Annotated in this window: 16 protein-coding genes; 9 read left to right on the top strand and 7 right to left on the bottom strand. The window is 61.4% G+C overall.

The genetic code is table 11. From position 1 onward, the window contains the following. Nucleotides 1-58: 58 nt before the first annotated feature. From Q1K29_RS10825 to Q1K29_RS10835, 3 genes are read left to right on the top strand one after another with little or no spacing between them, the layout of a single operon-like run. Nucleotides 59-1,510 (top strand): aspartate kinase, encoded by a 1,452-nt coding sequence (locus Q1K29_RS10825; RefSeq protein ID WP_300394623.1) that lies wholly within the window; start codon nucleotides 59-61, stop codon nucleotides 1,508-1,510. Next, complete coding sequence (locus Q1K29_RS10830; protein ID WP_300394625.1) at nucleotides 1,510-2,850, top strand: MFS transporter; 1,341 nt, start codon at nucleotides 1,510-1,512, stop codon at nucleotides 2,848-2,850. The genes Q1K29_RS10825 and Q1K29_RS10830 overlap by 1 nt, the downstream gene beginning before the upstream one ends. Then, nucleotides 2,847-4,298, top strand: coding sequence for a sodium/proline symporter (locus Q1K29_RS10835; protein WP_300394628.1), 1,452 nt, complete (start codon nucleotides 2,847-2,849; stop codon nucleotides 4,296-4,298). Before Q1K29_RS10830 ends, Q1K29_RS10835 begins: the two co-directional genes overlap by 4 nt. Before the next feature lie 70 nt (nucleotides 4,299-4,368). Here the strand turns inward: Q1K29_RS10835 and fghA are convergent, their stop codons facing one another. The 3 genes from fghA to Q1K29_RS10850 all read right to left on the bottom strand — a co-directional run bounded on the left by fghA (nucleotide 4,369) and on the right by Q1K29_RS10850 (nucleotide 6,030). After that, a complete protein-coding gene (gene fghA / locus Q1K29_RS10840) occupies nucleotides 4,369-5,202 on the bottom strand; it encodes an S-formylglutathione hydrolase (RefSeq protein ID WP_300394631.1) in 834 nt (277 codons plus the stop codon). Nucleotides 5,203-5,291: 89 nt separating this feature from the next. Further along, nucleotides 5,292-5,630, bottom strand: a complete 339-nt coding sequence (locus Q1K29_RS10845) for a hypothetical protein (RefSeq protein WP_300394634.1) — start codon at nucleotides 5,628-5,630, stop codon at nucleotides 5,292-5,294. A gap of 79 nt (nucleotides 5,631-5,709) precedes the next feature. After that, a complete protein-coding gene (locus Q1K29_RS10850; protein ID WP_300394636.1) occupies nucleotides 5,710-6,030 on the bottom strand; it encodes a hypothetical protein in 321 nt (106 codons plus the stop codon). 56 nt (nucleotides 6,031-6,086) lie between these two features. On the opposite strand from Q1K29_RS10850, the gene Q1K29_RS10855 reads away from it, so the two are divergent. After that, nucleotides 6,087-7,181: a glutathione S-transferase N-terminal domain-containing protein gene (locus tag Q1K29_RS10855; RefSeq protein ID WP_300394639.1), complete on the top strand. Its 1,095-nt coding sequence runs from the start codon at nucleotides 6,087-6,089 to the stop codon at nucleotides 7,179-7,181. Nucleotides 7,182-7,243: 62 nt separating this feature from the next. Beyond that, complete coding sequence (locus Q1K29_RS10860) at nucleotides 7,244-7,408, top strand: hypothetical protein (RefSeq protein ID WP_300394642.1); 165 nt, start codon at nucleotides 7,244-7,246, stop codon at nucleotides 7,406-7,408. 6 nt (nucleotides 7,409-7,414) lie between these two features. On the opposite strand, the gene Q1K29_RS10865 is transcribed toward Q1K29_RS10860, so the two are convergent. Together Q1K29_RS10865 and Q1K29_RS10870 are read right to left on the bottom strand one after the other, a co-directional pair. After that, nucleotides 7,415-7,792, bottom strand: a complete 378-nt coding sequence (locus Q1K29_RS10865) for a VOC family protein (RefSeq protein WP_300394644.1) — start codon at nucleotides 7,790-7,792, stop codon at nucleotides 7,415-7,417. Nucleotides 7,793-7,807: 15 nt separating this feature from the next. Continuing rightward, a complete protein-coding gene (locus tag Q1K29_RS10870; protein ID WP_300394647.1) occupies nucleotides 7,808-8,917 on the bottom strand; it encodes an S-(hydroxymethyl)glutathione dehydrogenase/class III alcohol dehydrogenase in 1,110 nt (369 codons plus the stop codon). A gap of 204 nt (nucleotides 8,918-9,121) precedes the next feature. Here Q1K29_RS10870 and Q1K29_RS10875 point away from each other — a divergent pair, with 204 nt between their 5' ends. Continuing rightward, the gene (locus Q1K29_RS10875; protein WP_300394650.1) at nucleotides 9,122-9,982 is read left to right on the top strand and encodes a PRC-barrel domain-containing protein; all 861 of its coding nucleotides are present in this window, start codon (nucleotides 9,122-9,124) and stop codon (nucleotides 9,980-9,982) included. Nucleotides 9,983-10,126: 144 nt separating this feature from the next. Here the strand turns inward: Q1K29_RS10875 and Q1K29_RS10880 are convergent, their stop codons facing one another. Together Q1K29_RS10880 and Q1K29_RS10885 are read right to left on the bottom strand one after the other, a co-directional pair. Further along, complete coding sequence (locus Q1K29_RS10880; protein ID WP_300394653.1) at nucleotides 10,127-10,747, bottom strand: phospholipid-binding protein MlaC; 621 nt, start codon at nucleotides 10,745-10,747, stop codon at nucleotides 10,127-10,129. 4 nt (nucleotides 10,748-10,751) lie between these two features. Next, nucleotides 10,752-11,543: a VacJ family lipoprotein gene (locus Q1K29_RS10885; protein WP_300394656.1), complete on the bottom strand. Its 792-nt coding sequence runs from the start codon at nucleotides 11,541-11,543 to the stop codon at nucleotides 10,752-10,754. A 160-nt stretch (nucleotides 11,544-11,703) separates the two neighbouring features. Here Q1K29_RS10885 and Q1K29_RS10890 point away from each other — a divergent pair, with 160 nt between their 5' ends. From Q1K29_RS10890 to Q1K29_RS10900, 3 genes are read left to right on the top strand one after another with little or no spacing between them, the layout of a single operon-like run. Then, entirely contained in the window at nucleotides 11,704-12,681 is a 978-nt protein-coding gene (locus Q1K29_RS10890; RefSeq protein ID WP_300394659.1) for a metalloregulator ArsR/SmtB family transcription factor, read from the top strand. Then, nucleotides 12,678-13,589, top strand: a complete 912-nt coding sequence (metF, locus tag Q1K29_RS10895) for a methylenetetrahydrofolate reductase [NAD(P)H] (RefSeq protein ID WP_300394662.1) — start codon at nucleotides 12,678-12,680, stop codon at nucleotides 13,587-13,589. The genes Q1K29_RS10890 and metF overlap by 4 nt, the downstream gene beginning before the upstream one ends. 1 nt (nucleotide 13,590) lies before the next feature. Beyond that, the gene (locus Q1K29_RS10900; protein WP_300394665.1) at nucleotides 13,591-14,637 is read left to right on the top strand and encodes a homocysteine S-methyltransferase family protein; all 1,047 of its coding nucleotides are present in this window, start codon (nucleotides 13,591-13,593) and stop codon (nucleotides 14,635-14,637) included. Nucleotides 14,638-14,647 lie beyond the last annotated feature (10 nt).

A 14,647-nucleotide genomic window follows, 5' to 3' on the forward strand; every position in this document is an offset into this window, starting at 1 on the left:
GCACGCCGGCCAGGCTGCGGCCCTTAAACCAGACCATTCAAGGAAGGGTTCTGATATCATGGCCCATACTGTTGAGAAGATCGGCGGCACTTCGATCGCCAATACCCCTGTCATCCTCGACAATGTCCTGATCGGAGACAGAAAACCCGAAGACATGTACAATCGCATCGTCGTGGTGTCGGCCTATGCCGGCATGACGAACATGCTGCTTGAGCACAAGAAATCCGGCAAGCCGGGGGTCTACTCCCTGTTCGCCAGCGCCGAGAACAAGTGGCAGTGGAGCGAAGCGCTCACCGAGCTGTCGCAGGCGATGCGCGAAAAGAATGAAGAGATCTTCGGCGACCATCCCGACCGGAAGGTTGCCGACAATTTCGTCCTCGAACGCATCGAGGGCGTGCGCAACTGCCTGATCGACCTGCACCGCCTGTGTTCCTACGGCCAGTTCCGGCTGGACGAGCACCTGATGACGGTCCGTGAGATGCTGGCCGCGCTTGGCGAGGCGCATTCCGCTCACAATACCTCGCTGCTTCTGCGCCAGAAGGACATCAACTCGGTCTTCGTCGACCTCACCGGCTGGCGGGACGAAGACAAGCTGACCCTCGACGAGCGTATCGAAACCTCGTTCCGAGGCGTCGATTTCTCCAAGGAGCTGCCCATTGTGACGGGCTATGCCTCGTGCATGGAAGGCATGGTGAAGCTCTATGACCGGGGCTACACGGAGGTGACCTTCTCGCGCATCGGCGCAATGACCGGCGCGTCGGAAGCGATCATCCACAAGGAGTTCCACCTTTCCTCTGCGGACCCGAAACTCGTCGGCGACGACAAGGTGCGCAAGATCGGCAAGACCAATTACGATGTGGCCGACCAGCTCTCGAACATGGGCATGGAAGCGGTTCACCCGAAAGCCGCGAAAGGCCTGCGCCAGGCGGGCATTCCGCTGCGCGTGAAGAACACGTTCGATCCGACCGATGCCGGCACGATCATCACCGATGACTTCATGCCGGAGACCCCGCGCGCGGAGATCGTCACGGGTATCCAGAGCCTCTATGCCTTCGAACTGTTCGAACAGGACATGGTCGGTGTGAAGGGCTATGATGCCGAGGCGCTGAAAGCGCTGACGCGCCACAATGTGTGGATCGTGACCAAGTGCTCCAACGCCAACACGATCACCCACTATGTCAGCGCCAATCGCAAGGCGCTGAAACGCGCTGCTGCTGACATTGAGGCGGTCTTTGAAAATGCCTCGGTTTCGATGCGCAAACTCGCCATCGTGTCTGTCATCGGTGCGAACCTCGACGTCCCGGGCATGACGGCGCGCGCAACGACGGCACTTCACGAAGGTGGCGTCAAACTGCTCGGCCTACACAAGCTGACCCGCGAAACAGACCTCCAGGCTTTCGTCGCCGAGGAAGATTATGACAAGGCAGTCAAGCTCCTGCACAGGGCGCTTGTGGAAGAGAATGAAGACACTGCCGACAAGGCAGGCACGGATATCGCTGCCGCTGCCTAATGCCCTATTCGGCGCCTGTAGAAGAGACTTCGTCGGACTGGCGGGTAACCCTCGGCCTGTACCGCAATGTCCTCGCCATCGTCAGCGCCCTGACCGTGCTTCAGGGCGCAACGGCGGCCCTATCCGTGATGATCGCGCTGAGCTTGCAGGCAGCCGGCGCATCGAACGCCGCGCTTGGTCTGGTGGCGGCGTTCTATGCCGGCGGCTTCCTCACGGGAGCCATCGCCTCGCCGAAGCAGATCACACGGATAGGGCACATCCGGTCCTTTTCCTTTTTCGCGGCCCTCGCGATCATTGCGTCGCTCAGCTTCTCGCTGGGCGTCAATATCATTGGCTGGTCGGTGCTGCAGGCCGTGATCGGTGCCAGCACCTCAGCCCTGCTGACAGCCGGTGATGGCTGGATAACCGACAGCGCGCCCGCCAACCGGCGCGGCGCCATTCTCGGTTTCTACCATGTCGTCGCCAAGCTCGGTGCGATTGCCGGCCCCTTCGCCATCGTGGCTGGCGCCAGTGGCCCGGCAGGCTTCATGATGGTCGCAGCCCTTTTCGCGCTGACCATCATGCCGATCTCCGCGACGCGGAAGGCCCAGCCGGAAATCTCCACCGGCACGCCCTTCGGGCCGACCAAGATCCTGAAATATGCTCCGGCTGCGGCCTTTGCGGCCCTGTGCGCGGGCGCCGTCAATAATGCCGTTGCCCAGCTCTACCCGGTCTATGCCCAGTCGGTCATGCCGGACGGAGCAGCAGGCTTCTCGGCCAATTTCAACGCCGCGCTGCTTGTTGGCGCCATGGTTGGCCTGTGGCCGGCCGGCATGATTTCCGACCGCATCGACCGGCGCATGGTGATTGCGGGGACGGGGATCCTCGCCGCAGGGGCCGCACTTGGCCTCAGCCTGTTCAGCCATACCGTTGCCCCCGCGCTGATCCTGGTGCTCGCTTTCGTCTACGGCGTCGGCGCGCTGGCCTATTATGCCGTAGCTGTCGCCCATGCCGCAGACCGCGCCCGGCCAGACCAGGCGACTTCGATGATGGCGGGCATTCTGGTTATCTGGGGCATCGGCTCGATCATGGGCCCGATTGTCGCCGGCCTGGTCATGTCGACCCCGCTCGGCGCGCCCGGCCTGTTTGCCTTCGCAAGCGCAAGCCTTGCACTGCTGGCTGCAACCATGTTTACCCGTACTGTCAACAAGGCGCCTGTTCCGGATGAGGAAAAGGAGCCGTTCAACGCCACCCAGACGACCAGTCTTGCGCTGTCGGAACTCGACCCGCGCGGCGAACATGAAAACGAGCAGTTCGACCTGTTCCTCGCCTGGATGGCCTCCGCAGAGGCTGACGAATGATCATTGCAAGTTTTCTCGTAATTCTCGCCATCTTCCTGATTGTCGGGCTCGCCTCGGCCAGGGTCGCGACCGGCGAGCGCAAGGACTATTATATCGCGGGACAAACCGTCTCGCCCTGGCTGACCGGGCTTTCCGCGGTTGCCACAAACAATTCCGGTTATCTCTTCATCGGCGTGATCGGCTACACTTATGCCACGGGCCTTTCGGCCATCTGGCTGATGTTCGGCTGGATCATCGGTGACTATCTCGGCTCGCTGTTCATTCACCGCAAACTGCGCAATGCGACAGGCGTGACCGGAGAGGCGTCCTTCGCATCAGTGATGTCGCGCTGGCATGGCGAGGAGTTCGCCTATTGGCGCCGGATAGCTGCTGTCGTCATGGTGATTTTCCTTGGCGCCTATGCGGCTGCCCAGATCTCCGCAGGCGGCAAGGCGCTTGAAGGCGTCCTCAATATCGATCCGCGTATCGGCGCAACTGCCGTGGCCGCGATGATCGTCGCCTATTCGATTGCCGGTGGTATCCGCGCCTCGATCTGGACCGACGCCGTCCAGTCGCTCTCCATGCTGGTGGCACTGAGCATTCTTTGCGTTGTCGCCTTTGCCGCCGAGGGCGGGATCGGTGCGGCCTTCGCCTCCATGATGCCGCTGGATGACGGGCGCTATATGAACCTATGGCCTGAAGCCGACGAACTGATCGGGACGGGCGGCCTAGCCATCGGGGCATTCATACTGGGCTGGCTTTTTGCAGGCTTTTCCGTCGTCGGCCAGCCGCACATCATGGTGCGGTTCATGGCGCTCGACGACGAGAAAAACATGCAGCGCACGCGCGCCTGGTATTACGGCTTCTTCGTCCTGTTCTATATTCTTGCGGCTGGTCTCGGCCTGCTCTCGCGGCTCTACCTGCCCGAGCTTGCATCCGGTGATACGGAGCTTGCCCTGCCGCGCATGGCGCTGCAGCTGCTGCCCGATATCCTTGTCGGGCTGATCCTCGCGGGCATCTTTGCAGCGACCATGTCGACAGCGGACTCCGTTGTGCTGTCCTGCTCGGCGGCGATCACGCATGACCTGACGCCGCAACGCATGGAACACCCGCTTCTGCTCAAGGCGGCAACGGCCGGGACAACGCTCGTCGCGCTCATCCTTGCCCTTTCGGGCAGCCAGAGCGTGTTCAACCTGGTCATTCTCGCCTGGTCGACACTTGCCGCCGCCTTCGCGCCGCTTCTGACGCTCTATGCGCTGAACCGCAAGACAAGCGAGCCTGCGGCCATCTTCCTGATGTTCCTCGGCGTCGGCATCGCCCTGTTCTGGCGCTACGGCCTGGGCTGGCAGAGCGGCATCTATGAAGGGCTGCCGGGCATTGCCGTGCCCTTGATCATCGGCTGGTTCCTGTCGCGGCCTGCGACCCATGCCGAGATCGAGGCCAGTCCGGCGGAAACACCAGCCGAATAGGCCGGCCTTACAACCCAAAAGAAAAGCGCCCCGGCCGGGGCGCTTTTTGTTTGTGGCATCTGCGACGAGCCTAGGCGTAAAGCGCTTTGGCGTGGTGCATGATGTGATCGTCCATGAAGGTCGAGATGAAATAATAGGAATGGTCGTAGCCGGGCCGCATGCGGATGGCGAGCGGCTGCCCGGCTTCGCGGCAGGCTTCCTCGAACAGGCGCGGCTTCAGCTGCTCCTCCAGGAACTGGTCGTCCTCGCCCTGATCGATCAGGATGGTGGTCTCCAGCTGCTGCTGCTTGACGAGCTCACAGGCGTCATACGCCTTCCAGGCGGCTTCGTCGTCGCCGAGATAGGCCTTGAACGCCTTCTCGCCCCACGGCACCTGGCTCGGCGCAGCGATCGGCGCGAAGGCCGACACACTGCGGAAGTGGCCCGGGTTCTTCAGCGCCAGTGTCAGCGCGCCATGGCCGCCCATGGAGTGGCCGAAAATGGACTGACGGCGCATGTCGGCGGCGAAGTTGGACCGGATGATGGAGGGCAGTTCCTCCATCACATACTGGTCCATCTTATAGTGCTTGGCCCACGGATCCTCGGTGGCCGTGAGATAGAAGCCGGCGCCCTGACCAAGGTCATAGGCCTCGTCGTCGGCCACCTTGTCGCCGCGCGGGCTTGTATCCGGCGCAACGATCATGACGCCAAGTTCAGACGCCTTGCGCTGCAGGCCCGACTTTTCCATGACATTGGCCCAGGTGCAGGTCAGGCCCGACAGGTACCACAGCACCGGGACGGGTTCTTCGGCGGCCTGCGGCGGCTCGAAGACGGCGAAACGCATGGAGCAGTCCAGGGTCTCGCTGTCATGGTCGTGTACGCTCAGGTCCCCGCCGAAGCAGGTCCATTCCGATACAGTTTGCAAGTCACTTCCTTTCTTTCGTCAGATCCGTCAGATGCGGGTCTAACATAGGTGGATGGTGTTTGGCACATCGGCCTTTTCAAGGCCGAAGGCTAACGGCTGCGAGGCTCGCCATTGCGCCAGTAGCTGTCGCCGGTGCGCTCATCGATATAGAAATACCGCTGCGCGCGCTCGTCGAAGTAGAGTTCACTCTGGTAGCGGCCATTGTGATAGGCGGTATCGGCATAGCGGCCATCATTGTAGCGCCCATCATTATAAGGGCCCTCATTATGGCGGCCGTCGCGATACGGGTCGTTGGCGTAGCGGCCATCCTGCTGATAAGGCGCATCACCATAGCCGGCTTGGGTGCGCTGCTGGACAGGTGGCTGCACGGCGCAGCCGGCAAGCGTAAGTGTTGTCGCCGCAGCGAGGCAGATTGTTGCGAGTTTCATCTCAGGCGCTTCCTTCCGTTCTGGGTGGCACCAGAGAAACGGAGAAACGCCGTTAACTGTTCCGCGAGGGGTGGGACCCCTACTCGTTGCGCAGATTGTCGGCCTCGACCTGCACGGCCTCGTCGCGATTGTGATCGGCGCACGGGATGACGCGCACATCATAGGCAAAAGGCTCATCCTTCTTGCCCTGTTTGGCGGGCGTGAGGTGAACCTCGACATTTTCCTCGATCTTGAAGCCGATCTGGTTGCCGACCTCGCACAGCACATCGACAGCCTGTTCCACCGATTCCCCCCAGACCTTCATCGACATGACGGCAGGCCCCACAACGCCGTCCGGTATCTGGTGATCCTCGACGGTATCGCCACCGGCGACGAGTGAAAAATGCTTGAAGTCGGCCATGAAATCCCTTTCGTGCTCGCCAAGACATAAGGACGCAAAAGGGAGAGTCCAAGCGGATGACTGGTTACACGCTCTATGGCGCGGAAGTGAGCTATTTCACCGGCAAGGCCCGGGCCTATCTCGACTGGCGCGGCGTCGATTATGAGGAAAAGACCGCGACGCAGGATGTCTACAAGCAGATCATCCTGCCCAATGTCGGCTGGCCGGTCATTCCGGTCGCGACGATGCCGGATGGGACCGTGGTGCAGGACACCGCCGACATCATGGCCGAGGTGGAGCGCCGCGAACCGAACGACCCACCGGCCTGGCCGGAGGCCCCGCTGCAGCGCTTTGTGGCCGAGCTGCTGCACCTCTATGGCGATGAGTGGCTGGTTATCCCCGCCATGCACTATCGCTGGACCTATAATGAGGACTGGGCCTACGCGGAGTTCGGCGCGCTGTCTGCGCCCGATCTGTCACCGGAAGAACAGTACCAGCTCGGCAAGAAGAATGGCGCGCGCTTCAAGGGCGCGCTGCCGGTACTCGGCGTGAGCGAGACGACGATCCCGGGGATCGAGCGCAGCTATGAGGCCTTCCTCACGGACGTCTCCCGCCATCTTGAGGAATATCCCTATCTCCTCGGCGGGCGGCCCTGTCTGGCGGATTTTGCCTTTTACGGCCCGCTCTACGCCCACCTCTACCGCGATCCGACCTCCGGCGAGCTGATGAAGCGTGTGGCACCGAAGGTCGCCCAATGGGTCGAGCGGATGCAGGCCGGCGGCAAGGAGGGCGACGGTAGGCTGCTAGCCGATGATACCATTCCGGAAACGCTGAAGCCCATCCTGTCGCGTCTGATGCGCGAAGCCCTGCCAGCCCTGGCGCAGATCAATGACCTGTTCGCCAGCTGGGCCGCACAGGCTGGCCCCGGCGCGCGCGTACCGCGGGCACTGGGCGACATCACCATCGAGATCGAAGGGCATGAGGGCCCGGCCAAGGCGCGCAGCTTCCCGCTCTGGCGCCTGCAGGCCGCGCTCGATGTCTATGAGGCCATGGACGCCGACACAAAGGCACGCGCTGACGCGTTGCTTGAGCGGGTCGGCGGGCAGGCGCTGAAGGATTTCCGGCTTCCGGCACGGTTGAAGCGCGAAAACTGTCAGGTCGTTCTGGCCTGATCACCGGCTCGTGATTGAACGGCCAGAGGCGTGCGGCGTTCGTAAGCGAAAGGAGCTTGCGAATGTCAGACCTCATCAATGCCCGAAAGAAATCTGTCGTCTTCTACGCCATGATCCTGCTGGGTGCGATCATGATCGCGCTCGGCGTGGCGCCTGCGCCAAACATTCTGCCGCCGCCCATCGTGACGGGACTCGGCTTCTGGGTGCTGGCCTGGGGCGTAAAATAAGCGGCACTAGGACCGGCAGAGCGCACAGAGCTTGTTGCCGTCCGGATCGCGCAGATAGGCGAGGTAGAGCTTCTGGCCGCCGCCTTCGCGCCAACCCGGTGGGTCTTCGATCGGTTTACCGCCCGCCGCGGCTCCCGCCTTATGCCAGGCATCGGCTTCTTCGGGGGATTTCATCGCGAACCCGATCGTCATGCCATTGCCGTGCGTCGCCGGCTCGCCGTCAATCGGCTTGGTGACCAGGAACACGGCGCCATTGTGAATGTAGACGACCCGCCCCTTGGGATCCACGACCCCAGGCTTGCCGCCCACCGCGCCAAACAACGCGTCATAAAACGTCCTGGCTTTGTCGAGGTCGTTCGAGCCGACCATCATGTGACTGAACATCTTCAGGTCTTCCTCCTAGTAAACCACCACGCTCCGGATGCTTTCCCCCGCATGCATCAGGTCGAAGCCCTTGTTGATGTCTTCGAGCTTGAGGACGTGGGTGATCATCGGGTCGATCTCGATCTTGCCCTTCATGTACCACTCGACGATCTTCGGCACATCCGTGCGGCCCCTTGCGCCGCCGAAGGCCGAGCCCTTCCAGACACGGCCCGTCACAAGCTGGAAGGGGCGCGTCGAGATTTCCTTGCCGGCTTCGGCCACGCCGATGATGATGCTCTCGCCCCAGCCGCGATGGCAGCATTCGAGCGCCTGGCGCATCACCTCGGTATTGCCGGTGCAGTCAAAGGAATAGTCCGCGCCGCCGCCGGTCAGCTCGACCAGGTGGGAGACGATATCCCCGGAGATCTCCTTCGGATTGACGAAATGGGTCATGCCGAACCGGCGGCCCCATTCTTCCTTGTCCGGGTTGATGTCGACACCGACAATCATGTCCGCACCGACCATCTTTGCGCCCTGGATCACGTTGAGACCAATACCGCCAAGGCCGAAGACGACCACGTTCGAGCCGGGCGTGACTTTCGCCGTGTTCACCACCGCGCCGACACCCGTCGTCACGCCGCAGCCGACATAGCAGGTCTTGTCGAAAGGCGCTTCCGGGTCGATTTTCGCAACCGCGATCTCCGGCAGGACGGTGAAGTTCGAGAAGGTCGAGCAGCCCATATAGTGGTGGATGGGCTTGCCCTTGTAGGAGAAGCGGGTTGTGCCATCGGGCATCAGGCCCTTGCCCTGCGTGGCGCGGATCGCGGTGCAGAGATTGGTCTTGCCCGACAGGCAGCTTTTGCACTGGCGGCATTCCGGCGTGTAGAGCGGGATGACATGGTCGCCCGGCTTCACGCTGGTGACACCCGCACCAACCTCGCGCACGACACCTGCGCCCTCATGGCCGAGCACGGACGGGAAGATGCCTTCGCTGTCGAGCCCATCGAGGGTGTAGGCATCCGTGTGACAGATGCCGGTCGCCATGATTTCAACCAGCACCTCGCCCGCTTTCGGGCCCTCAAGATCCAGTTCAACGATCTCCAGCGGTTTCTTGGCTTCAAAGGCGACAGCGGCACGGGTTTTCATCGGGAGGGTCCTTCCTGCATGGGCATGTTTGGCGGAACATGTCGCGCGCCTCGCGCGGGGGCAAGGGGGCGCTGAAAAAACTGCACACTGCCCGCCAAGACCCACGGAGATGAAAAGAATTTAAGGTCTGCATGTGAGGCCATTCGGAACGTCGAGGCGGTGCAAACCGTTTAGTGTGTCGGAATGATCCAGAAGGAGACCGACATGAAGAATCTCATGATGACTGCTGCCGCGTCTGCCCTGATGTTCGGCATGGCCGCCTGTTCGCAGGCGTCTGACGATATCGAGATGGGCGACGCCAATTACGGCGAAACGCAAACCGCCCAGAACACTCAGGGCGACATGGCCGATGACAATGAATTGGTCGAGGACACCGAAGCCCTCGGCGACGTCAGCGACCATCCGGGTGCCACTGATGGTGCCGAGAATATGGGCGCTGTCTTTCTTGCCGAGAATGAACTGAGCGCCGAAGAAATGATGGGCGCCAAGGTTATTGGTTCGACGGGCGAAGACATCGCCACTGTCGATGACCTGCTCATCAATGCCGATGGTGAAGTCGAATCCTTCATCTTCAAGAGCGGCGACTTTCTCGACGTGACCGGCGAAAAGGTTCATCTGCCCTATGACGAAGTCGACATCATGATGGCTGCCGACCAGGAACCGCGCTTCAGCGTTTCCATGACGGAAGAAGCCATTCAGAATGTTGCTGAATTCGAGCAGGACGGTCTGAATGATTACCGCCTCGCCTCGGAGATGATCGGCACGACCGCTTCGTTCATGAACTCCGATCAGGATGCCCGCATCCGCGACATCGTGGTCGACGACGGTGGCACCGTTCAGTACGCCGTCATTTCCGACCCGCTGGGTGACGACCTTCGTCAGCTGAAGTTTGACCGTATCGAGGTCGAACAAGGTGACGGTGGTGGCATCGTGATCAATGCCTCAAAGGCCGATATGGAGACGATGCCGATGTTCTCCTACGAGCAGGAAACCGAGACCAGCTATGACAGCGACTCGATGGATAGCGACGTGGAAGACGACTCTGACATGACCACGCCGCAATAAGGCAAGCTCGCCTTGCGATACCGGGAGAGCCGGCCCCACCGTGGGCCGGCTTTCTTGTGCGTGGCATCCTCGGTATCAGGCCGCAAAGAAAAAGCCCTCCCGTTGACGCGGGAGGGCTTTTCACATGTTGTCTAGGGTCGCGCCCTAGCGGCGCTCGGACTTCAGCTTCCGGGTCATGCTGTTGATCTTGTCAATCAGGGCATCGGCCGAACCATTGGTCCGGTCCAGAAGCGCCAGGAACTGGGCCCGCTGCTCGATGGCCAGCCAGATCAGGTTGCCCTCGATGTCGAGCGCCACATCGACGACCTGATATTCGCCGTTGCGGTGCAGGACCCGCCAGCGGACATTCATGTCGCGCCCGTCGGTGCGCGCGATCTTGGTGTCGACGATGGAATCGCTGGGCGAGCGGTCGGTGGAGCCTTCCACGACGACCTCATTGCCCCGATAGGCATCAAGCTCGGACTGATAAACGGCCAGCGCATAGGTGCGGAATGCATCCTGATAACGCTTGAGTTCCTCAGGCGAGAAGCGGTTCGCATATTTGCCGATCACGAATTTCGAGACGGCATTGATATTGGCAAACTGCTCCATGTACCCGCTGAACAGCGAGGTTCTCTCCGCGCTGGAAAGGTCGGGATTGTTGAGCGAGTTGAGCACTTCATTCGCATTTTGCTTCACGAAGCTCTCGGTCCGTTCATCGGCGTAAGCAGACGCAGGTACGACAGCAGCCGCCAATGCGGAAATAAGGAGGGTACGCATTTTCATCGTTTTATTCCTGTGGCTGGTCAGGCCCTGACTCTTCTTCTTCAAAGGCATCAAAATCATCGAAATCTGGCAAATCTTTGTAGGGATCGTCCTCAATTTCGCCATTTCTGATCGCGGCCTCCCGCTGTGAGGTGTAGGTGCGGCGCAGGGCGATATAGGGTTCGGGCTGGTCACGCAGCGTCTCGATCGTCTCGATCAGGCGCTCGCGCGTGGATATGGCACCGACGACCGCGCGTGTGACGCGAAATTCGTCATCGGTGATCGGTTCGTCGAATTCCGCATAGTTCAGCGGATCAAAGGCATTGTCGACGCCGCGACCGAAAGCATCCCGAAGGTTGCTCGGACCCATAAGCGGCAGCATCAGGAACGGGCCTTCATCGACACCCCAGACACCAAGCGTCTGGCCGAAATCCTCGTCATGCTTGCTGACACCCAGGGTTGAGGCGACATCGAAGATCCCGACAACACCGACCGTCGTGTTGATGAGGAACCGGCCGAATGTCTCACCGGACGCATCCGGGTTGCCCTGCAATATCGTGTTCGCAAAGACGACAGGCTGGCGCAGATTGGTGAGCACATTGCGCACGCCTTCGCGGAAAAGGCCCGGCGTGGCTACACGATAGGCCCGTGCGGCCGGCTCGATGGCTGCCTTGTCGACAACCTCGTTGAATTGATAGACGCCGCGATTCCACCCTTCGAAAGGATCATAGACTTCCGTAGAGGCTGCGGACTGTTCTGTCGTTGCGCAGGCTGTCAGGGAGATCGCCGCAAGCGCGGCTGAAGCTGCAAATTTCATAGTAAGGTCCGGTTTCTGGTAGGGCGATATGAGCAAACGGTAGGGCGCTTTCAATACTTAGCAATTTCGAATGACCGTTCTAATTTTTTGAAAGTGCTTTGCGTGCAACAGTCGCTCAAGACATGTTGCAAGAGATATAAATGAATGTTTATATGATAATATGAACGTTCACGCCGATACGATCATTGAAGCGTTGCGCGCCGCAGGCGAGCCGACCCGGCTTCGTATCCTGGCGTTGTTACGCCATGGTGAGCTTGCAGTCGGCGAACTCGTCACCGTGCTGGGGCAGAGCCAGCCGCGCCTCTCACACCATCTGAAAGCCCTGACATCGGCCGGGCTCACAGAGCGTTTACCGGAAGGTGCGCGCGTTTTTTACCGCCTGCCCGCGACAGGCTGGGCGAAGACCCTGCTCGACAGCCTGTTTGACCAGATTGATGCGGAACAGGGCGACTTCCCGTCCGATCTCGACCGTCTCGAAGCGGTTCGCCGGAGCCGTCAGGCCTCGGCAGAAAATTATTTCAGCTCGATCGCCCCCGACTGGGACCGGATCCGGGCAATGCACTATCCCGAAAGCCTGATCGAGGCGGCCATCCTGAAGCTTGCCGGCCAGGGCCCGTTCCGCCGGGTTGTCGATCTCGGCACCGGGACCGGCCGCATGCTGACCCTGCTCGGCCAGCGCGCGCAGGATGCCGAGGGGCTCGACCTCTCCCACCAGATGCTGGCGCTTGCCCGTGCCAATCTCGCCGAAGCGGGGCTGACCAGCGCGCGCGTGCGCCAGGGCGACGCCACCGCCACCCCCTTCCCTGCCGGGTGCTCCGACATGGTCATCGTCCACCAGGTCCTGCACTATCTGGAAGAGCCCGAGCGCGTGCTGCACGAGGCTGCGCGCATCCTTGAGCCGGGCGGGCAACTGATCGTCGTCGATTTCGCCCAGCACGACCATGAATTCATGCGCGAGGAGTTCGGTCATCACCGCCTCGGCATCCGCCACGACAATATGAAAACCTGGGCCACTAGCGCCGGGCTCGATCTCGACGAGCCGACCCGTTTTGATCCGCCCAGGGATCTGCAAACCGGCGTTGCGGTGCTCCTCTGGAGTGCCCGCAAGCCCGCCAAGAAAGAGGAAGTTGCTGCATGAGCGACCTGTCCATTGCTGCACGCCAGGCAGAAAAGACAACGCCATCTGTCTCCTTCGAATTCTTCCCGCCGAAGAATGAGAAGATGAATGACAAGCTCTGGGAATGCGTGAAGCGCCTCGAGCCGATGTCGCCGCACTTTGTATCGGTGACCTATGGCGCTGGCGGTTCCACGCGCACACGCACCTACGAAACGGTCAGCCGCATCGCCAGGGAAACAACGCTGACCCCGGCAGCCCACCTGACCTGTGTTGGCGCGCCACGCGAGGAAGTGCTGCAAACGGCGGAAGACTATTACGAGGCTGGCGTGCGCCACATTGTGGCCCTGCGCGGCGATGCCTCGCAGGATGAGGATTTCGAGCAGCCTGAAGGCCGCTATACCAGCGTCATCGACCTGGTGAGCGACCTGCGGGCCCACCGCCCGGATCTCGGCAAGGTGTTCGAGATTTCGGTCGCCTGCTACCCGGAACCCCACCCGGACTCGCGCGGCTGGGAAGCCGACCTTGCCCACCTCAAGGCCAAGCAGGATGCCGGCGCCGACCGGGCGATCACGCAGTTCTTCTTCGAGCCGGACGTGTATTTCCAGTTTGTCGAGAGGGCGCGCGCTGCCGGTATCACCATTCCACTGGTGCCGGGCATCATGCTGCAGTCGAACTTCAACGGGCTGAAGAATTTCGCCAAGATGTGCGGGGCCTCGCTGCCGGACTGGCTGCACCAGCTCTATGAGGGCCTGGATGACGACCCGGCCACACGTGACCTTATCACTGCCAATGTCGCGGCCGAGCTCTGCCACAAGCTCGCCGAAGGCGGCGTCGACCAGTTCCACTTCTACACGCTCAACAAGGCGAACCTCGCCTTGTCCACCTGTCACCTGCTGGGCCTGAAGCCTGCACATGCGGAGGCTGCCTGATATGTCGAGACAAGACCTGATTTCCAAGCTCGAAGCCAAGGCGAAGGAAGAGATCCTCATCCTCGATGGCGCCATGGGGACGATGCTCCAGAAGTATGACTTCTCCGAGGAGCAATTCCGCGGCGAGCGCTTCTCCGACTGGGAGAGCGCGGTAAAGGGCAATAATGACCTGCTCAATCTCACCCAGCCGGACGCTGTGCGGACAATACACAGCCAGTTCATCGAAGCCGGCGCCGACATCATCGAGACGAACACGTTCAGCGCGACGACGATCGCGCAGGGCGACTACAATATGCAGGATATCGCCGCCGAAATCGCCGAAGCGGGCGCGAAGCTCGGGCGTGAAGCCGCTGATGCGGCTGACAAGCCGGTCGGCGTCCTAGGCGCAATCGGGCCGACCAACAAGACGCTGTCGCTGTCGCCGGACGTCAATAATCCGGGCTACCGGGAAGTGACTTTCGACGATGTCCGCGAGGCCTATCTCGAACAGGCGCGCGCCATGGCACCGCATGTCGACTTCTTCCTGATCGAGACAATCTTCGACACGCTGAACGCCAAGGCGGCAATCAAGGCTGTCATGGATTTCCGGGAAGAGAGCGGCGAGGACATCCCTGTCATCATTTCCGGCACGATCACCGACGCCTCGGGCCGTACGCTGTCTGGCCAGACAGCCGAAGCCTTCTGGCACTCGGTCCGCCACGCGAAGCCGTGGGCGGTTGGCCTCAACTGCGCGCTCGGCGCAAAGCTGATGCGCCCGCACATCGCCGCGATTTCCAAGGTCGCTGATACGCGCGTCATCTCCTATCCGAATGCCGGTCTGCCGAACGAGTTCGGCGAGTATGACGAGACACCGGACCAGACGGCGGCCCAGCTTGAAGAGTGGGCCAAGAGCGGGCTTGTGAATGTGCTCGGCGGTTGCTGCGGGACGACCCCGCCGCACATCGAAGCCATCGCCAAGGCGGTGAAAGGCAAGGCGCCGCGCGAGATCCCCCACCCGCCGCGCGCCATGCGCTTGTCAGGGCTTGAACCGTTCCAGCTCGCAAGCTGAGGAGAGGGCT

The sequence above is a fragment of the Henriciella sp. genome (genome assembly GCF_029937755.1).
Classification (GTDB): domain Bacteria; phylum Pseudomonadota; class Alphaproteobacteria; order Caulobacterales; family Hyphomonadaceae; genus Henriciella.

Coding starts and splice junctions, on each gene's coding strand:
- Q1K29_RS10860 (WP_300394642.1), top strand. CDS start 7,244: ATGTCAGACCTCATCAATGCCCGAAAGAAATCTGTCGTCTTCTACGCC.
- Q1K29_RS10850 (WP_300394636.1), bottom strand. CDS start 6,030: ATGGCCGACTTCAAGCATTTTTCACTCGTCGCCGGTGGCGATACCGTC.
- Q1K29_RS10825 (WP_300394623.1), top strand. CDS start 59: ATGGCCCATACTGTTGAGAAGATCGGCGGCACTTCGATCGCCAATACC.
- Q1K29_RS10865 (WP_300394644.1), bottom strand. CDS start 7,792: ATGTTCAGTCACATGATGGTCGGCTCGAACGACCTCGACAAAGCCAGG.
- Q1K29_RS10900 (WP_300394665.1), top strand. CDS start 13,591: ATGTCGAGACAAGACCTGATTTCCAAGCTCGAAGCCAAGGCGAAGGAA.
- Q1K29_RS10885 (WP_300394656.1), bottom strand. CDS start 11,543: ATGAAATTTGCAGCTTCAGCCGCGCTTGCGGCGATCTCCCTGACAGCC.
- Q1K29_RS10830 (WP_300394625.1), top strand. CDS start 1,510: ATGCCCTATTCGGCGCCTGTAGAAGAGACTTCGTCGGACTGGCGGGTA.
- metF (WP_300394662.1), top strand. CDS start 12,678: ATGAGCGACCTGTCCATTGCTGCACGCCAGGCAGAAAAGACAACGCCA.
- Q1K29_RS10870 (WP_300394647.1), bottom strand. CDS start 8,917: ATGAAAACCCGTGCCGCTGTCGCCTTTGAAGCCAAGAAACCGCTGGAG.
- Q1K29_RS10855 (WP_300394639.1), top strand. CDS start 6,087: ATGACTGGTTACACGCTCTATGGCGCGGAAGTGAGCTATTTCACCGGC.
- Q1K29_RS10845 (WP_300394634.1), bottom strand. CDS start 5,630: ATGAAACTCGCAACAATCTGCCTCGCTGCGGCGACAACACTTACGCTT.
- Q1K29_RS10890 (WP_300394659.1), top strand. CDS start 11,704: ATGAACGTTCACGCCGATACGATCATTGAAGCGTTGCGCGCCGCAGGC.
- Q1K29_RS10835 (WP_300394628.1), top strand. CDS start 2,847: ATGATCATTGCAAGTTTTCTCGTAATTCTCGCCATCTTCCTGATTGTC.
- Q1K29_RS10880 (WP_300394653.1), bottom strand. CDS start 10,747: ATGAAAATGCGTACCCTCCTTATTTCCGCATTGGCGGCTGCTGTCGTA.
- Q1K29_RS10875 (WP_300394650.1), top strand. CDS start 9,122: ATGAAGAATCTCATGATGACTGCTGCCGCGTCTGCCCTGATGTTCGGC.